General features: G+C 43.5%; 15 protein-coding genes. 6 read left to right on the top strand and 9 right to left on the bottom strand.

What is annotated here, in order from left to right:
* Positions 1–11 precede the first annotated feature (11 nt).
* Together K5J94_RS00990 and K5J94_RS00985 are read left to right on the top strand one after the other, a co-directional pair.
* Positions 12–1,202, top strand: coding sequence for an acetate kinase (locus K5J94_RS00990; RefSeq protein ID WP_159544721.1), 1,191 nt, complete (start codon positions 12–14; stop codon positions 1,200–1,202).
* Between the two features lie 596 nt (positions 1,203–1,798).
* Positions 1,799–2,461 carry a CPBP family intramembrane glutamic endopeptidase gene (locus K5J94_RS00985; protein ID WP_221913218.1) on the top strand — a complete coding sequence of 221 codons (663 nt, stop codon included), beginning with the start codon at positions 1,799–1,801 and terminating at the stop codon, positions 2,459–2,461.
* Between the two features lie 405 nt (positions 2,462–2,866).
* On the opposite strand, the gene proC is transcribed toward K5J94_RS00985, so the two are convergent.
* Both proC and pepA read right to left on the bottom strand, forming a co-directional pair.
* Entirely contained in the window at positions 2,867–3,667 is an 801-nt protein-coding gene (proC, locus tag K5J94_RS00980) for a pyrroline-5-carboxylate reductase (protein ID WP_221913216.1), read from the bottom strand.
* An 11-nt stretch (positions 3,668–3,678) separates the two neighbouring features.
* Entirely contained in the window at positions 3,679–4,746 is a 1,068-nt protein-coding gene (pepA, locus tag K5J94_RS00975; protein WP_159563944.1) for a glutamyl aminopeptidase, read from the bottom strand.
* A 213-nt stretch (positions 4,747–4,959) separates the two neighbouring features.
* Between pepA and K5J94_RS00970 the strand changes: the two genes are divergently transcribed.
* The 4 genes from K5J94_RS00970 (at position 4,960) to K5J94_RS00955 (ending at position 6,793) form a co-directional block, all read left to right on the top strand.
* The gene (locus K5J94_RS00970; protein ID WP_221913214.1) at positions 4,960–5,271 is read left to right on the top strand and encodes a DUF4651 domain-containing protein; all 312 of its coding nucleotides are present in this window, start codon (positions 4,960–4,962) and stop codon (positions 5,269–5,271) included.
* The gene (locus tag K5J94_RS00965; protein ID WP_159544731.1) at positions 5,241–5,579 is read left to right on the top strand and encodes a thioredoxin family protein; all 339 of its coding nucleotides are present in this window, start codon (positions 5,241–5,243) and stop codon (positions 5,577–5,579) included. Before K5J94_RS00970 ends, K5J94_RS00965 begins: the two co-directional genes overlap by 31 nt.
* Complete coding sequence (gene ytpR, locus K5J94_RS00960; protein WP_159560352.1) at positions 5,576–6,202, top strand: YtpR family tRNA-binding protein; 627 nt, start codon at positions 5,576–5,578, stop codon at positions 6,200–6,202. The genes K5J94_RS00965 and ytpR overlap by 4 nt, the downstream gene beginning before the upstream one ends.
* A gap of 195 nt (positions 6,203–6,397) precedes the next feature.
* Positions 6,398–6,793, top strand: coding sequence for a single-stranded DNA-binding protein (locus tag K5J94_RS00955; RefSeq protein WP_159544735.1), 396 nt, complete (start codon positions 6,398–6,400; stop codon positions 6,791–6,793).
* 433 nt (positions 6,794–7,226) lie between these two features.
* Here K5J94_RS00955 and K5J94_RS00950 read toward each other — a convergent pair whose 3' ends face one another.
* The 7 genes from K5J94_RS00950 to K5J94_RS00920 form a co-directional block, all read right to left on the bottom strand.
* Entirely contained in the window at positions 7,227–7,868 is a 642-nt protein-coding gene (locus K5J94_RS00950) for a deoxynucleoside kinase (protein WP_159563942.1), read from the bottom strand.
* 16 nt (positions 7,869–7,884) lie between these two features.
* Entirely contained in the window at positions 7,885–8,862 is a 978-nt protein-coding gene (gene dusB / locus K5J94_RS00945; RefSeq protein ID WP_159563941.1) for a tRNA dihydrouridine synthase DusB, read from the bottom strand.
* Positions 8,849–9,721 carry an Hsp33 family molecular chaperone HslO gene (hslO, locus tag K5J94_RS00940; protein WP_221913212.1) on the bottom strand — a complete coding sequence of 291 codons (873 nt, stop codon included), beginning with the start codon at positions 9,719–9,721 and terminating at the stop codon, positions 8,849–8,851. Before hslO ends, dusB begins: the two co-directional genes overlap by 14 nt.
* Positions 9,722–9,824: 103 nt before the next feature.
* A complete protein-coding gene (locus K5J94_RS00935; protein ID WP_221913210.1) occupies positions 9,825–11,345 on the bottom strand; it encodes a helix-turn-helix domain-containing protein in 1,521 nt (506 codons plus the stop codon).
* A gap of 681 nt (positions 11,346–12,026) precedes the next feature.
* Complete coding sequence (gene gshAB, locus K5J94_RS00930) at positions 12,027–14,294, bottom strand: bifunctional glutamate--cysteine ligase GshA/glutathione synthetase GshB (protein WP_221913208.1); 2,268 nt, start codon at positions 14,292–14,294, stop codon at positions 12,027–12,029.
* A gap of 482 nt (positions 14,295–14,776) precedes the next feature.
* A complete protein-coding gene (locus K5J94_RS00925) occupies positions 14,777–16,030 on the bottom strand; it encodes a toxic anion resistance protein (RefSeq protein ID WP_221913205.1) in 1,254 nt (417 codons plus the stop codon).
* Between the two features lie 18 nt (positions 16,031–16,048).
* Entirely contained in the window at positions 16,049–16,888 is an 840-nt protein-coding gene (locus tag K5J94_RS00920) for a hypothetical protein (protein WP_159563937.1), read from the bottom strand.
* Positions 16,889–17,172: the final 284 nt, after the last annotated feature.

Raw genomic sequence — 17,172 nt, 5'->3', positions numbered from 1 at the left:
AGAGAGCAAAAATGTCAAAAACAATATCAATCAATGCAGGAAGTTCCAGTCTTAAATGGCAATTGTACAATATGCCAGAAGAAGAGGTAGTTGCTAAGGGGCTGATCGAACGTATCGGTATTGACAATGGAATTTCTACCGTAAAATTTCAAGGTAAAAGCGAACAAGAAGTGACTGATATTCCTAATCATACAGTGGCTGTTAAGATTCTTTTAGAAGACTTATTGCGTTTGCATATTATAGATGATTATTCTGAGATTACAGGAGTAGGTCACCGTGTCGTTGCTGGTGGTGAGATTTTCAAAGAATCAACAGTCATTGGCGAAAAAGAAATTCAATTAATTGAAGAATTAAGTGCCTTAGCACCGCTTCATAACCCTGCTCATGTTGCCGCTATGCGCGCATTTCAAGAAGTATTACCAAAGGTAACGAATGTAGCCGTTTTTGACACAGCCTTCCATACCTCAATGCCAGCTGTTGCCTATCGCTATCCTATTGCTAATCGCTATTATGAAGACTATCAGGTTCGTAAGTATGGTGCACATGGGACCAGCCATCAATATGTAGCCCAAGAAGCAGCCAAATTACTGGGTCGTCCACTTGAAGATACTAAAATTATCACCTGTCATATTGGTAATGGTGCCTCTATTACCGCTGTCAAAGGTGGAAAGTCAGTTGACACTTCTATGGGTTTGACACCGCTAGGTGGGATTATGATGGGGACCCGCTCTGGTGACTTAGATCCAGCTATCATTCCTTTCTTAATTGATCGCGAGCCAGAGTTGGCAGATGCCGAAAAACTCCGCAATGTTTTTAATCGTGAGTCTGGCTTACTGGGTATTTCTGGTACTTCTAGTGATATGCGTGATATTATTAGTGCCTGGGAAGCAGGCGATGAACACGCCAAATTAGCTTTTGACATGTATGTTGATCGCGTTAAAAAATATATTGGTCAATATATAGCAGTATTAAATGGTGTGGATGCCATTGTGTTTACTGCGGGAGTTGGTGAAAACTCAGATACCTTCCGTGAAGCTGTCATTAAAGACCTAACTTGCTTTGGCCTTGAGCTTGATCCAGCAAAAAATGTCTTTGGTGTCTCTGGTGATATTTCAACTGCTGATGCCAAAGTCAAAGTATTTGTTATTCCTACCGACGAGGAGCTTTGCATTGCACGTGATGTTGAGCGCTTAAAAAAATAGTCATAAGACAGGCCAGCATCGAACGTCTCTGAATAAAAGAAAAGCGCGCAAGATTTCAAGCACTTCCTTTTAAGGCTTTGGCAAGGGACGCTTGTATGAAAAGTTCAGTTTCTCCTTTTTTATCTGGTTGGATCTGTTCACTATACTTAACGAATGACTTTAGCTTACTGTCTTTTGAACGAGCTAGAATCATTCGTTTTTAAAAATGCTAAATAACAGCCTATAGTAAGCATTTTTTAAAATAGGTCATTTTTCCCATTTGCAAGTAGCAGCAGTCTCCAAGGAACGGCTTTTTAGCAGGTCAGTCTCTAAGGCGCCAGGCTAAGAAATAGTTTGGTTTTCCTCGCCCCCCTTGTAAGCAGGTCTTGTATGATCTATATATGAAGTAGCTTGGTAGGCACAATAACATTCTCCTACATCTCATCAGCACTTGACCTTAGTAGGTTACTTGGTCCTATGTAGCAGGTGTTTCATTTGAGTTGTCCTTTGGTTCAAGGGAGTTAATATTAGATTCTTTCTGATTTTTGATTTATACTTAAGCTTGTTAACTTTTATTGCTATCAAGTGGCTTTTGGAAAGAGAGATATAGGAGAATTATGAAAACAGTCTTTACAAAGATCAAATGGTTGTTGTTAGCTCTTGCTATTTTGGTGGCCGAGCAGGCTCCTTTATTGTTGGTAAGAAAGGACCAACCCTTTTGGCAGACTGAGCTCATTGCTTTACTTTTATTGAGCATTGCTGCTGCAACAGCCTATCTTGCCTATCGTTTGGGTTTCTTCGAAACGCTCAAAAGCGATGCTGTAGATGTCACTATTTTGTGGCTTGGGTTTGGTTTTGTAGCCCTCACTGTGATTAAGATGCTAGGTGGTTTGGTGCTTGTGTTGGAAAAAGGCAGCCAGGCTAATACGGCCAACCAAATGGCGCTTGAGCAGGCAGGCTTACCGCCGCTGCTGCTTATTGCTTTGGCTGTAGTGGTGGCTCCCATTGTTGAAGAAACGATCTTTAGAGGCCTACTATTTGGCAAACTCTTTGGTCCAAAATCAATCTGGGGCCTTGTCTTTAGCAGTTTGGCTTTTGGCCTGCTTCATATGACAACGGACCTGACTAGTCTTGGCAGTTGGATTGTCTATGGCGGAATGGGCCTCGTTTTAGGATTTATTTATTATAAAACAGAAAAACTTCATTACAGTATCTTGCTTCATTTTTTGAATAATGGTATTTCAGTGCTCTTCATGCTCTTTTTACCACAGCTACAATAACAAGCAAGAACAGCGATGATGTGCGCAGTAAGCCCAGCAGGCTCAATGCTTTTTTGACTAACTTTCACTAACAGCAAAAAGACAGAAGTGAAGCTAGCTAGTAAAAAAATCTAGAGAGACCCTGCGCCCCATAGTGGAACAGAACTGCTATTGAAGGGGTATTTCAGCCAAGTCTGGTAAAGAAAAAATAAAAGCAAACAAAAAAGCTGGGAATTCTCCCAGTTTTTTTACAAAACCCTGTTACCAGGACAAAGGTGTGAAATGTTAGAGCCACTGCACGTTAGCCTAAGCCCTCAAAAATGAGAGGTATTAGCACAAGTAAGCCTGCACAAGGGCTTGTCAGCTAGCTTAAGAGTCTAATAAAGCCCGCCCATTCTCTCGCGTTTTTTTGGCAAATCGAGTTGCTCAGTCTTTGATTGGTCGGTTACCAGCTGCCTGTTTTGCCTTGTTGATGGTGCCATCAATAGCTGCGCTAACCGAATGTGCAAAGCCCGTACGTTCAAGCTCCATGAGACCTGTGATCGTTGCCCCACCGGGGCTACAAATGTCATCAATCAATTGGCCAGGATGTTGATTGGTTGTTAAGAGTTGTTGGGCTGTTGCTAGCATCGTCTCGGCTACAATCTTTTGGGCTTTTAGTTTTGGCATGCCATGCTTGAGTCCAGCTTTGGCCATAGCTTCTGCAAAATAATAGATATAAGCTGGGCTAGAGCCAGCAAGGGCAGTAAAGGTGTCAAACTGTTCCTCAGCAATCACATGAGCAGTGCCAAAGGCATTCACAAGATCTGTCACCTGCGCTAGTAAGTCTGCTTGGACTTGTGCGTTTTCGGTGATGGCGGTGGTGCTAAGGCCGATTGTAGCATTCATGTTGGGCATAATCCGGATGAGGGGAAGTTTTTTGGCAATGAGGCTTTCGAGTTGTTTTAGTGTTACACCAGCAGCCATTGAAATCACCGCTTGTTTAAACTCCAAAGGCGCTAGGACTTCTTGAAATTGCTGCGGCTTAATGCCCAAAAAGACAATATCTACGTCATCGAGTAATGCCTGGTGTGAATTGGCGTAGGCAACACCTAATGCCTGGCTAATGTCTTTTGAGCGTTGAAGCGAGGAACCTGAGATGATCAGCTGGTGCATAGGCTGATGTTCTTGCAGACTCTGGATAATAGCGCTAGCCATTTTACCGGCTCCGATAAAGCCAATCTTCATGGTTTGACCTCCTAGTAACCTTTGATGGTATTGACGGTTGTGCGGTCTAATTTTTTAACGATAGCTTGTAAGAAAGCCTGGGCCTGGATAAAATCATCAAGAGCATAGAGTGTTTGGTGGGAGTGGATATAACGGGCACAAACACCAATGGTGGTTGATGGGACGCCATTATTTTGGAGGTGGGCTGCGCCGGCATCGGTGCCTCCTTTACCACAATAATATTGGTAGGTGATGCCTGCTTCTTCAGCTGTGGTCAAAAGGAAATCGCGCATGTCCTTGAGCATGACGTGGCCTGGATCGTAGAAGCGAATCAAGGTGCCCTCACCAATTGTTCCTTGGTCACCATAAATGTCACCAGCTGGCGAACAATCAACGGCAAAGAACAACTCCGGATCAAATTGGTGCGTAGAGACATGGGCTCCTCGTAGGCCAACTTCTTCTTGGACATTGGCGCCGGCAATCAAATGGTTATTAAGGGCCTGGTCCTTGAGAGCCTCTAGGAGTTCAGTGACCATGAGCACACCATAACGATTGTCCCAGGCTTTTGAAATGACGTTCTTTTGATTGGCAGTTAAAATCGTCTCAGCTTGTGGAACAATAATATCACCTGGAGCTAGGCCAAAGCTTTCGGCTTCGGCCTTGTCGCTAAAGCCAGCATCAAAAATAATATCTGAAACAGCAGGGAGCGTTTGGCTGGCAGCTGCACCACGCAGAAAGTGAGGCGGAACAGAACCAGAAACGACTGGAATTGCTTTGCCTTGGCGTGTATAGAGTGTGAAGCGCTGTGAGCTCACAACGAGGGAATTCCAGCCACCAATACCAACCACGCTTAGGCTGCCATTAGCTTTAATCTCAGTGACCATAAAGCCGACTTCATCCATATGAGCAGCCACTAAAATCTTGGGAGCATCGACTGCTTGACTTTCCTTAATTCCAAAAATCCCGCCCAGGCCATCTGTTTCCACGCGATCAACCAGTGGCGTCATTTTTTGGCGAAGAAAATGGCGGACCTGGTGCTCATAGCCGGCAATCCCGTCTAATTCCGTAACTTCTTTGATTTTTTCAAATAATGTTGACATTGTTTACCTCTTTTCTACTCAATCGGCCAAGCCTTTTTTTCATATTTCTTTTATTTTACCACGTTCTGCTGGAAAATGAAGCTAAAGGAGGACAAAGTCTAAAGAATTGGCTGGCTCTTTGCGCAGCGATTTTTCCTAAAAAAAGGGGCTTCGGCTGATTTTCGCCAGCTAGCTACTGGTAAAAAGGGCAAGCTTTATGATAAAATAGACTGTATGAACAAAGCAAAGGGAAAACAATGGGCGCTGGCACTGTCGGTGGGGATGCTTTTGGCGGCAGGACTCAGGCTCAAACAAGAATGGCAAGAAAGGCACCTGGCGCAAGTCAAGGCACAAATTCGGGCTTACTTTGCCTCTAGAGGGCCAGTGGCTGTTCTTTATATCAATGACTTTTCCGCTAGCTTGGCGCACTTGACAGGTGGTGTCGTGCTGGCTGATCAGCGTGTTTTTTTATTTAGCTATGACCACGGTCAGATAACAGAACAGGAGAAGGAAGAATGCAAGTACCAGCCTCTTATGAAGCATTAGCCCAAATCATTGACAGTGGGAGCAAATGCGTGCTTTTTTTCACGGCTGATTGGTGTCCGGACTGTCAGTTTATCGCTCCTTTGATGCCAGCTATTGAACAAGACCATCCCAATCTAAACTTTGTAGAGGTTAACCGAGATAGCTTTCTTGACTTAGCCAAAAAATGGGACATCTATGGCATTCCTAGCTTTGTGGTCATTGCAGATGGCCGAGAGCTTGGGCGCTTGGTGAATAAAAAACGCAAGACCAAGGCAGAAGTATCGGCTTTTTTAGCCCAATTTAACGAAGAGATGAAGGAAGAAAAATGATTTTTGCATATAATAAAGCACAAGTTGGCGATGTCTTAATGGTCCTTTTAGAGGACAAAAAGGACATCAAACGAGCCGTTGAACGTAAAGGCGACTTTGCCCGTGTCTATGCTTTGGAAGACGGACGGACAGTGGCTTGGAATATTTTTGAGGCGAGCCAGAAAATCGCGCTAGAAGGCCAAGGACAAGTTTTTCCAAGTGCCGCTGATATTGCTCACTTAAATGCCCTGCTAGATGAAGCAGGTTTTCGTGAGCGTTTAGAAGTCCCTGTTTATCCGGTTTTTGTGGTCGGGGAGATTAAGGAAATGGTTGCCCATCCAGATAGCGATCACCTGAATATCTGTCAAGTGCAAGTGGCCCAAGACCGCGTTATTCAAATTGTTGCTGGCGCCCCTAATGCGGCTGTAGGTCTTAAAACCATCGTTGCTCTACCTGGGGCTATGATGCCAAGTGGAGCACTTATTTTCCAAGGGCAATTACGCGGCGTTGCTAGCTATGGCATGATGTGCTCCCCTAGGGAGTTAGCTTTGCCAAATGCTCCACAAAAACGGGGCATTATTGAGTTGGCTGCTGATGCGCCAGTTGGGCAAGCTTTTGCGGCCAGCAAACATTGGCAGGCCTAAAAAGCAACCAGTTAGTCAGGCAATCAGCCAGCCAGTAAGTCAGTCAGGCCCGGCCCTCTTAGTAGGAAAGATAAGGCATTTAATAATCCCATGAAAAGCCAAAAGTTTGGGCAGTTAGCCTTGCTTTTTGGCTTTTTTGTTATTTCTTCTCCTTTTAGCGACTGTTTTTTCGAATAGTCAGTTAGGAGGAAAAATATGTATAATCGTGTCATACTAATAGGAAGGGCAGTCGCCACTCCAGAATTAATCAGAACCCCAAATGGCAAAGCAGTCTGCCGTTTATCACTGGCTGTTAATCGTCGTTATCGCAATGCTGATGGTGACAGACAGGTTGATTTTATTAATCTGGTCTTATGGGGAAAGCTAGCGGAAAACCTGGTTTCCTACGGTAATAAGGGCAGTTTATTATCGGTAGAAGGAGAGCTGCGCACACGCAAATATGATAAAGACGGCCAGACGGTCTATTTCACTGAGGTTTTAGGCCAGTCCTTTCAACTCTTAGAAAGTAAGGCCCAACGGGCTATGCGTGCAAATCACTTCAATCCTGACTTAGCAGACCTAGAAGTAGAAGAAGCTGAGCTCCCCTTTTAAATGCCTTTACTTGTTCTCAAAAAAAGGGGTTAGAGCGGCAGGTAAGCTTCTAAGAACAAGCCCAGTAGGTTTTCTGAGCGGATGTGGTTAGGGTTTGTGTGTTTGGGCCGCAAATCCCCTTTGTTCCCTTTTTACTTAAAACTAACGCTTTGCAAGTGCTCTCTTTTAGGCGAGCAAAACAAAAAACACTTAGCTGTGCTGACTGATCAGTATGGCTAAGTGTTTTACCCTTATGCTGTTTTGTGAAAAAACAGATAATAAGCTGACTGGCCCTAACTAACTTGTTACGGGCCAGCTGAGTCAGGGTTTGAGGTGAGCTGTGCTAATCAGATTAGAGCTAATCTAATCTGATTTGAGCAGAACTGAACTAATTGAGCTAATTTAATCTGAACTAATCAGAACGAATCTAATTGGCCTGACTTGGTCGCTTAGGCTAGCGCAAGTCTAGCTCTGCTAATTTTTGATCAATCATGGCTAAGACAGTGGTTAAATCTTCTGGTCTTTGGACAAAGTCAAAGGCATCGCCATCAATGCGCATTTTAGGCGAAATCGCGTAATGGTCAAACCACTGCGGGTATTCGCCGTGCACTTGACGATAATAATCCAGTAAATTAGGATTGTCAGCGACTTGCTCAAAAGAGCGACCGCGTTTTTGGATGCGCTCTAGCATGGTATCAAAAGACACATCAATATAAACCAAGAGATCGGGCCGCTTTTTGGGCATGCCTTCTAGTTCTTCTAGCATATTGGCTAGTAGCTCTTGGTAGATGTGCAGTTCGGTTTCAGTGACATTGCCGTTCTTGTAATTCAATGTTAAGAAAAGTTCATCTTCAAAGATTGAGCGGTCTAAGACATTATTATCAGCGACATAGGCCTCTTTAATCGATTTGAAACGTTTGTTTAAAAAATAAATTTGTAACAAGAAAGCATATTTTTGGGGATCTTGGTAATAAAGATCTAAAACAGGATTATTATCAACTGCTTCATAAAAGACCTCTGTGCCCAGATGGTCTCCTAGAGCAGCTGCAAGGGAGCTTTTACCGGCTCCAATGGTTCCAGCTAGTACAATCAACATGAGTCTCCTTATCTCTTTAGCGGATTTGTGCAAAAATCTCCTCAACTTCGGCTAAAGTGCTAGCGCGTGAGACGGCACTGCGCACCTTAGCAGCGCCAGCTGTTCCACGAAGGTAGTGAGGTGCCAAGCCTCGAAATTCGCGGACAGCAATGGTTTCTCCTTTGAGGTTGATGAGACGTTTTAAATGTTCCGCTGCAATATCTAATTTTTTGTTAAATGGAAGTTCAGGTAAAGTTTCACCTGTTTCAAAGAAATGATTGATTTGTGTGAATAAGTAAGGGTTATTCATAGCTGCGCGCCCAATCATTACGGCATCAACACCGATCTCTTCAATCATGTATTTGGCATCGGTGACGGTTTTCACATCACCGTTACCGATGAAAGGAATTTTGGTAATGGCTTTGGCCACCCGCGCCAAGGTATCAAGGTCACAATGCCCTGTATACATTTGCTCACGGGTGCGGCCGTGCATGGCTAAGGCCGAAACACCAGCAGCTTCAGCAGCTAGGGCATTTTCCACTGCTAAGGAACTATCTGCCCAGCCGGTTCGCATCTTGACAGTTAAGGGAATGTCCAACACCGAGGTCACCTCAGAGACAATATGGTAAATCTTATCTGGATTGCGCAGCCATTTTGCCCCGGCTTCATTCTTGACGACTTTATTGACAGGGCAGCCCATGTTAATGTCAACAATATCTGCTTTGGTATGGCTTTGAATAAAATCTGCGGCCCGCTTTAGCCCTTCTGCGTCACCGCCAAACAACTGGATAGACATGGGATGTTCATTGTCATCAATGTGGAGCATGTGCAGGGTTTTTTCATTATTGTAGAGCAGGCCTTTTTCTGAAACCATCTCCATAACGACAAGACCGGCTCCAAATTCTTTGGCAATGGTCCGAAAGGCCGAATTCGTAACGCCAGCCATGGGCGCAAGAACTGTTCGATGTGGGATTTCCACATTGCCAATCATAAAAGATGAATTAAGCTTGGTCATGAATCAAGGCCTCCAAATCATTTTCGGTAAACTGGTAGGTGGTTTGGCAAAATTGGCATGTAATTTCAGCGCCGTGATCCTGCGTTTTCATTTCCTGTAGATCAGTACGAGGTAAGCTCAGCAGGGCAGCTTCAAAGCGTGCTTTGGAGCAATCGCATTGAAAACTTAGCGCTTCTTCAATCAGGCGTTTGTAAGGTTCATCACCGTAGATGGCAGCAAGAAGCGCCTCAATATGGTCTTCGCTATTAAGCAAGCTTGAGATGGACGGCATGGTTTGGAGGCGTTGCTCAAACCGAGCAATTTCGTCTTCTGGTGCGCCAGGGAGTGCTTGAACTAAAAAGCCGCCAGCAACCGTGACCTGATCATTTTCATCCAATAGTACATTTAAGCCAACAGCAGAAGGAGTTTGTTCTGACTCTGTCAAAAAGTAGGCAAAGTCTTCAGCAATCTCACCAGAGACCAAGGGGGTTGTTGAGGTGTAGGGGTTACCGGTGCCGTAGTCGATGATGGAAACAAAGTGACCACTTCCCATAAAGGGTCCTACCAAAACCTCACCTGTGGCTGTTTTTTTAATTGCAACGCCTGGGTTTTGAATATACCCCTTGACGTGGTCCTTGGTGTCAGCAACAGAGATGATATGACCAAAGGAAGAATCACCGATGACTTTTACGGTGATTTTACAATCTCCTTTTTGGTTGGCTGCAAGGATTTGATTGGCAATGAGGGTCCGTCCTAGGGCAACGGTCGAAGAGGCTAAGGTCTGATGTTTTCTTTGAGCAGTTTTGACAGTTTCGCTACTATCAAGCACAAAGGCTCGAAAAGAGCCTGATTGTGAAAGTGTCTTAATCATTTTATCCATAGCTATTATTATAACATAAAGAACCCTGCCTAAGGTCAGGAAGACTCTTGAATTTTCGGTAAAAGAGTCCTTAGCTTGGCAGGGTTTTATTTACAAAAAGAGCTTAATCAATTGGTTTTGGGACGTCATCTGTTTGCATAAAGTGACTTTGAATTTTTTCTTTCCAGTACAAGTTGAGTTGCTTAATCACTAAGCTTGGCACAAACTGACTGAAAAAGTAAATATCAACACCATCTACATTTTCGAGGTTCATATCAGTTAAAACGAGATCATAGTCATCTTTGATTTGGTGCATATCTACTTCATAGTGATCATGAATGGTAATATCAAAGTAATGACCAGAGTAAGCTTGGAGGAATTGTCCTGTATTGCAAGAACCCCGTTCAATGATCAAAACTCTTTGTCGAGGAATGGCATGACTGAGGCGCAAAAAGAGATTATCCCAATTAATCAACAAGAGATAGAGCAATTGACGTTGTTGTTCTTTTGAGCAGGTCAGACCACGTTTTTCAAAGGGGGATAGCAGAGCTGTTTGAAAGCCTTTTAGTAAGACAGCGTAATCGTTTGCAAAATACTCAATATAGGGTTCTCTGTAATCATAAACGAGGAAATCTTCATAGGTATCCTTATCCTGTAAAATAGTGGCATTATGGAGTAGCCGAGCAATTTCACGTTTATTGGGCATTTGAAGTGAAAATTTCTTTTCAATGCTTTCTAGTGTACCTAGCCAAGCACTTGGTGGAATCCGGTAGTTGCTAGCTGATGTTTCGTAGTTATCCACTTGTGCATCAGTGACTAATTCTTGTTGGAGATAATGTGAAAACATTTCTGAGAGGGCACGAACGTCTAATGGTAAAGCGTAAGCCTGACTAAAGAGCTCTGCTAATTCTTGAAACTCTGGATCTGTTTCCAACTGGTCATAAAGCACCCGGCTACGGCTATAGATATGATTAATACCATGGCCTTGTGAAAAGCGAAAGAGATTGACAGCGGCAGTGATTTTCAAATGGTGAAATAGTGAGAGGTCCATTTTGCTGGCTGTTTTTTTAGCAATTAATTTAAGCAGACGTGATAAAAGCTGCTCATCGACTCGTTCATCAAAGGGCCATACATGGCTATCATAAGCTTCTGAAAAATATTTAGAATATAGTAGACGGATTTTTTCTTCTTCCCCCATGATAGAAATATTTCTAATTCCCATCACGCCAATCATACAGTCAAATCCTAATTGTAAGTATAGGTTTGTACGCTTAATAAGCCGTTTTAAGGTAGATAGGCTAATAAAGAGTTCTTCAGCCAAATCATCTAGTGCGGGAAAGGTTTGAAAAAAGAGTACCTCAATCAGACGTAAAGAGGGGGACTCTAGCAAGATAGATTGGTAAAGCTTTCTGGGGCCAAATTCATGATGATAACTAACAGTTAAGTGAGGTTCGATATAAGGAAGGCTTTGAACTTCAGGGAATGAAGCTAAGTGGGCAATTTCTGATTGCATGGTTAAAAAAGAACAGTCAAGGTGATGACAGATTTCTGAATAGTCACATTGATGATCCTTTTGGTTTAATAGCCTAGCTAAGTTAAGGTTTCGAACTTGTTGATTTGAAAAAAGGTGTTTGATGATATCCATGGATTCTCCTTAGTGATTAACGTTTTTGATGCTTTGTCAATAAGATTAGTCATTTCTAAGACTGTGAGGGAACCGCCATACTTTCGAAAGTACTCTAACAGGATGATCGGAAAACTAGCATCTTTATTCTACAGTTATTATAATGCCTCAAAAACTCATTTTATATTCATAAGTTAAAATTTTAAATGAAAAAATGAGCTCTATAAATGCAGTAATTATAATATATACTATTTTTCTCTTTTCGAAAAGTCATTAAACTAGGTTTTATGAGTTTTTTATTATAAATAATATTAGAAATAAATAATGTTTGTATGGAAATGTGGCTTAAAGGTATAAAATAGTGCTTTCAGCGCACGGATGAGAAATATTACAAAAAGGACCCAAAGTAAAAAATTTTTTAGCAAAAAGATTAAAGAGAGAAAAAGTATCCTCATCTTTGGACAGTATTTGGCCCCTTTGATTTTTGTAAGGGCAAGCTTAACTTGTTATTTTTACTTGTGTGTCAGGTGTTTCTATCAAACTTAGCTGGTCATTTATGCCCAAAACTAGCAAGCAGCCGCAATTTTCAAACGGCCTAGTTTTCAACAAATCAAAAAACCTTATCAACAGCACTGACTTGACAGGTGAGCTTTTTAGGGCTAGCAAAGGCAAGTTCGGTCTAGTGAGATAAGGTTTTGTGAGTTAGCCTGGATAGATGATTAATTCAGGGAATAGGGCTTGTAAGATTTTGGGGGTAATGGCTTGACCGGGTCCCTTGTAGGGATAGGTGTGCATATACATTAAGGGATTAAAATTAAGTTCAATGCAGCTGCAATGAGGCTCGTTTTGGCTGGCTTTAAGGCGATAGTCTGGAATGATCAAATCAACACCGCAGACCCAAGCACCACAGGCCTGAGCCATTTGCGCAGCCAATGCTTTATAGGAAGGGTTCATCTGATCAGTCATATCTATAGAGTCACCGCCAGTTGAGATATTGGAATTACGGCGCAAGGTAACGCTCACCCCTTTAGGCAAAATGCTTGTTTCATCGTAGCCTTCTTGGGCTAACATGAGGCGCTCAATGTCGCCTAGCTTGATTTTCTCAAGCGGTGAGCGATGGTTGCTTCCCCTAAGCGGGCTCGCATTTTTTTGGGCGACCAGTTGGCGGATGGTGTGCTTTCCATCACCAACCACATTAGCCGGCACGCGCAGTAAGACAGCCTCGCATTTGCCATCAAGGACAAAGAAACGGTATTCTGTGCCAGCGACAAATTCTTCAATGATAATGGCTGAGTCTTCTGCAAAGGCAAGATCAACCGCCTTAGCAAAGTCCTTGAAAGTTGGTGGTTTTTGGAAAACCGAAATTCCCAAACCAAAGTTAGTGGATTTGGGCTTAATGACAATGGCTTGCTGTGCCAGATAGGAAAAGGCGTCAATGGCTGCCTGGCGCTCGCTAAATTCCTGACCTGTCGGTGTTGGAAAACCAGCATCGCGCAGCAAACGTTTGGTGACTGATTTGTTGGCCATGGCAAGCGGAACCACAAAATTGTCCTTTGCAGTCATATTGCCATTTTTCACCAGCTCAACATGGTCTTTGAACCATAGTTTTAAAAATTGGTCATCCTCATCAAGAATTTCTAAGTTAAGCCCCTTTTGCAAAGCATCAAACATGAGTAATTGTGTTGATAACTCCATCTGCTCATAGCCTTGCAAGGCGTAGGGAATCGCTAGCGCCTCGTTTTGATAGGCTTGGCCTTTTTCTTGGCCAAAAACTTGCAGTGATTGGTTTGTGACCTCACTGACCAAGCGACCACCGATCGTCTCTTGCGGCTGCTGGCTAGCGCGAGCCATTTGCTCAACCAGCTCTTGATAGTAAGGATCAAGCCCAAAATGAGCGACCAGCTCACGCATGGCTTTTAGTAAAGGCTTGGGATTAGCTGTCTCAGGTAAGGGGGCTAGGGGATGAGCTAGTGCGATTTGTTCATTAAGGGCTTTTGCAAGGTTGAGTTCTTGGTCTGGTTTTTTCAAATCATCTAACCATAAGAAAGCCAGTAAGAGCAAGTGAAAACTATCTAAGGTTTCTTGAGTAATGCCTAGCTGCTCAAAAGGATTAAGATCAAAGGAACGAAATTCTAGGTAGGTTATGCCCTGGGTGAGGTAATCTCGGCAATGCTTGCTCCCTCGCAGGCGTACTGCTGAATAAAATTCCTTTTCTAGCGCCAGCTGTTTGCTCTGTACGGCTGCTTCAATATCGTGAACGTAGTCTTCCAAGGAGGCAAACGAAACATGGAGCTCAGCGGGATTGCTATAGCCGTAAGCCTGACTGGCTCTAAGTGATCGGACTAAGTTTTCAGGATTAGAGCTATAGAATTCTGCTTCAGCTAGCGGGGTTGCACCAAAAAGATAGGTGATGAACCACTGATAATTGAGAAATTGGCGAGCTAACTTGAGATAAAGACTATTTTGAAAATCTATCTGACTTAGATGCGGAACCAACGAATGGAGCTGCTGCTGTAGCTGTGGTCCCAAGCCCATGTTGACATGAATGCCAGAGATGGATTGGAGTTTTTTGCCATATTGCTTGGCCAGTTGTTGGCGGTAGCGAACTTCGTCTGGGTTTTTTAGCTGTGCAATAGTAATATCGTCCTTCCTAAGAAAGGGCGGCATTGATAGAGGCCAGATGTACTCGTTATTTTCGAGTGACTTACGAGCTACATTGGTAATAGCCGTGAGGCGCCGATGCGCCTGCTTTGTACTAGTGGAAATGGGGGTAATGAGTTCTAGCTGGGCTTCGCTAAAATCGGTCTGGATATAAGGATGATAGTCTCTTTGGCCTAGCGGTTTGGGATGTGCAGATTGTGCCACGTGATGCCCTGAGGACATCCGCAGCCCTTCACGTTCAATGCCAAAAGTTGCTTCCAAAATAGGAGTCCCCTTTGGCAAGTTTTGCAAGAGTTGATTTACTACCACGATGTTCTTTTTTTCTGCTTACCTTTCGTTTGTAATCATTTGTTTTAGTGTACAATTTTACAGTCGTAAATACAATTTATTACTATGGTCTTTACACAGAATACTAGCTCTTGAAGCTAGCTTAACAGCCATGCCTTTGCTTGTTAAGGAAACTAGCGGCTGTTGAGTTTCTTCTTACTTGATATTGTTGGTCAGTTTGCTTCTTCTTTAGAGGCAACTTTTAAACTTAAGCGAGTAAAGAATGCTTGCCTGATGGTGCTTGTCTAGGACGTGAGACCGCCTGGTTTTTTTCTAAAAAACGATTGAAGGGCTTTGCTCTAACTGGCAGTTCCTTCAATCGCTGTGGCCTCGCTTATCACCTTAGCTTATCACCTTAGCTTATCACCTTAGCTTATTACCTTAGCTTATTACCTTAGCTTATCACCTGAGAGTCTGCGCCAGCACCATAATCGCACGTTGCTAGCTAGCTGCTAAAGTGCGGGTTAGCTATTTTCCAGCTGGTCTTGCTGATGCTTGCCCTCTTCTAAAAGGGCCTCAATGATTTTTTTATCTTGCAGCTTGACCGAGTCATTAATAGTCTCGGCAGATTTGATGATAGTTGCTTCTAGTTGTGAGCGTTTCTTGCGGCCAGCTTCAATAGCTTCAAGGATGCCCTTGTTTTGAGCAACGAGGCTCTCTGCCAGGGCTGTTACAGAAGCGACAGACAAGGTAGGGTTTTGGGCTGATTGCTCCATGGCGGGGATTGCTTCTTTGCTAGTTTCGGCTAGCATCTGTAAAGCAGTGTTATTGGCATTGACAATGGCATCGGCTGCAAGGCCAGATTTGACAGACTGTTGCAGCATGCCTAGCTGGGCAATGGATAATTTCATAGTTGGGATGGTATGACGCCGCAACATGCCCAATTTTTGCCGCATATCAGAAGAAACTTTGATCAAGTTTCGCATTTGCGGTGAGGTCGCCCAAGCGACATAGAGCCGGCTGACATATTCGGTGTGTTGTTGTTCCAAGGTATTGACCACCTCGGTGGTACGGGCTAGTTGATTGGTTAAGACATGGTAGTCAGCATCTGAAGTGGTCAGTGGGGCTAATTGTGCTTGTAATTGCTGAGCTCGCTGTGTGGCTTCGTGTTGGCTGGCCTCTAAAAAAGCAATGACACCAACCAAATTTTCAATGGATTTGGTGTTTTCTTCAATTAATAGCTGAGCTGCGATGATATTACGTGCCAAACTGTCTTCTTGTTTGACCACGACTGCGGCCATGGCATCCATCTTTTGCTCAATGGTCTGAGCATCCAAGTAGAAGTTTTGTAAGCCACTACGCCCTTGCTTAAACAGCTTTTGCAGCAAGTTTGGTTTCTTTTCCAAATCTGCTGGGCTCACATCTTTGTACTTGGCTACAAAACCATTGAGCTCTTTGTTGGCGTTTTTGAGCAACTCATCGACTTGGGGAATCTGAATTTTCTTTTGCTCCTTGAGGATATGGGTGACGGTGGTGTTGACATCATCAACGGCAGCTTGCCCAAAGTCTAACAGGACGTTTTGGTCAGCTATAAACTGGTCAACCAGAGCGGGAACCTTTTGCACAATAGCTGTTTGCTGTTCAGGTGTGAGATTGTCAAAAAAGGCAATGGGTTTAGTCGCATCTAGTTCTTGTTCGGTAATCATTTGGGTAGTGGGATCAGGTTTTGTGAGGGTTTGGTTAGCAATCTGATCACTATCAAAGTTAAATTCAGCCATGGCAGCTCCTTTTTCTTTTTAGACATGATTTGTTGGTGGGGTCTGGTCTTGCATCATTCGTAAACTCACTTCAAAGTCTTTTAAATCACTCTCATTGAGACGTCGAAGCGTTTCATCCAGTGTGAGGTCAAATTGCTGCATACTGCTCATAGCTCGTGCCAGGCGTTCCTCAGCCTGGTAGAAATCCTTGGGCGCTTCCTTGATCTTTAAATAGCCTTCAAGCACATCATAAAACTGTGCCATACTGCTTTCATGGAGCGCCAGCAGTTCCGCCTTGTTATCGGCCTTTTCAATGATTTGAAGAATGTGCTGGTGGTCGTTTTGGATGGAAGTATAAAGTGTGGTCAAAGCCTCATCTCCAAGCCGCTGGATGCGTTCTAAGCCCAGTAATTGTGGACTTTGCTGCTTGAGCTCCAGCTGTTCAAGCTTTAGCCTTATATCTACTTTGAGTTCATCGGCCTTGCGGTTAATCCGATGATAGACATGTGTGGGGATTTGTTGCTGTAATTGAAAGGATTCTGCTTTAATCGTTTCTAGTTTAGGCAATAGCTGAGCAGCGCCTCTTTGGAATTGCTGGTAGTCATTGCGAAGCAAGGCGTCTTCGAGCAGCTCGTGTTGACGATCAGCCAAATGAATCACGTCTTTTAAATGCTGAACGCGTTGCGCCATTTGTTGCGCAGTTAGCTGCTTTTGTGCCTGTCTGGTCTGGTAGAAAAGGATGGCCAGGGCCACCGATGTCAAAAAGGCTAGTGCGTCTGGTAATAGCTGGGTGAGGACGACTAGACAAGCCAAGTAAAGGAGTAGCCATGCCCAGCGCGGCATTTGGGGGATAAATCGGATCAGTTGCTTTTTTTTCATGGTCTTTCTCTGAGATTTCTATAGACTTTGGACCCCTAATCCTAGGGGACTTTATCATATTTTACCGCAATTTATTTTTTTCTTAAAGAAATTATGGTAATGTCATTAAAAATCAGTACTAAGACCGAGCAGCCTGTGATAAAAAAGAAAAACATTCGGCTTTTTACATCTACACCTGAGTCTTATAGGATCCAAATACGTTTTTTCCTAATAATGCAGGCGGCGATGGTATAAAAAATCATTTTTTGCTATAATGAAGTGTAAGACAAACTGCAGGTGAGAGT

It is taken from the genome of Streptococcus halichoeri, assembly GCF_019774635.1.
GTDB lineage: Bacteria > Bacillota > Bacilli > Lactobacillales > Streptococcaceae > Streptococcus > Streptococcus halichoeri.
Note: the sequence above shows the minus strand (reverse complement) of the source record. Positions and strands in the feature narration are given on the sequence as shown.

Excerpts from the sequence above, each read along its gene's own strand:
- K5J94_RS00990 (WP_159544721.1), top strand. The coding sequence starts at position 12 with ATGTCAAAAACAATATCAATCAATGCAGGAAGTTCCAGTCTTAAATGG.
- K5J94_RS00985 (WP_221913218.1), top strand. The coding sequence starts at position 1,799 with ATGAAAACAGTCTTTACAAAGATCAAATGGTTGTTGTTAGCTCTTGCT.
- proC (WP_221913216.1), bottom strand. The coding sequence starts at position 3,667 with ATGAAGATTGGCTTTATCGGAGCCGGTAAAATGGCTAGCGCTATTATC.
- pepA (WP_159563944.1), bottom strand. The coding sequence starts at position 4,746 with ATGTCAACATTATTTGAAAAAATCAAAGAAGTTACGGAATTAGACGGG.
- K5J94_RS00970 (WP_221913214.1), top strand. The coding sequence starts at position 4,960 with ATGAACAAAGCAAAGGGAAAACAATGGGCGCTGGCACTGTCGGTGGGG.
- K5J94_RS00965 (WP_159544731.1), top strand. The coding sequence starts at position 5,241 with ATGCAAGTACCAGCCTCTTATGAAGCATTAGCCCAAATCATTGACAGT.
- ytpR (WP_159560352.1), top strand. The coding sequence starts at position 5,576 with ATGATTTTTGCATATAATAAAGCACAAGTTGGCGATGTCTTAATGGTC.
- K5J94_RS00955 (WP_159544735.1), top strand. The coding sequence starts at position 6,398 with ATGTATAATCGTGTCATACTAATAGGAAGGGCAGTCGCCACTCCAGAA.
- K5J94_RS00950 (WP_159563942.1), bottom strand. The coding sequence starts at position 7,868 with ATGTTGATTGTACTAGCTGGAACCATTGGAGCCGGTAAAAGCTCCCTT.
- dusB (WP_159563941.1), bottom strand. The coding sequence starts at position 8,862 with ATGACCAAGCTTAATTCATCTTTTATGATTGGCAATGTGGAAATCCCA.
- hslO (WP_221913212.1), bottom strand. The coding sequence starts at position 9,721 with ATGGATAAAATGATTAAGACACTTTCACAATCAGGCTCTTTTCGAGCC.
- K5J94_RS00935 (WP_221913210.1), bottom strand. The coding sequence starts at position 11,345 with ATGGATATCATCAAACACCTTTTTTCAAATCAACAAGTTCGAAACCTT.
- K5J94_RS00925 (WP_221913205.1), bottom strand. The coding sequence starts at position 16,030 with ATGGCTGAATTTAACTTTGATAGTGATCAGATTGCTAACCAAACCCTC.
- K5J94_RS00920 (WP_159563937.1), bottom strand. The coding sequence starts at position 16,888 with ATGAAAAAAAAGCAACTGATCCGATTTATCCCCCAAATGCCGCGCTGG.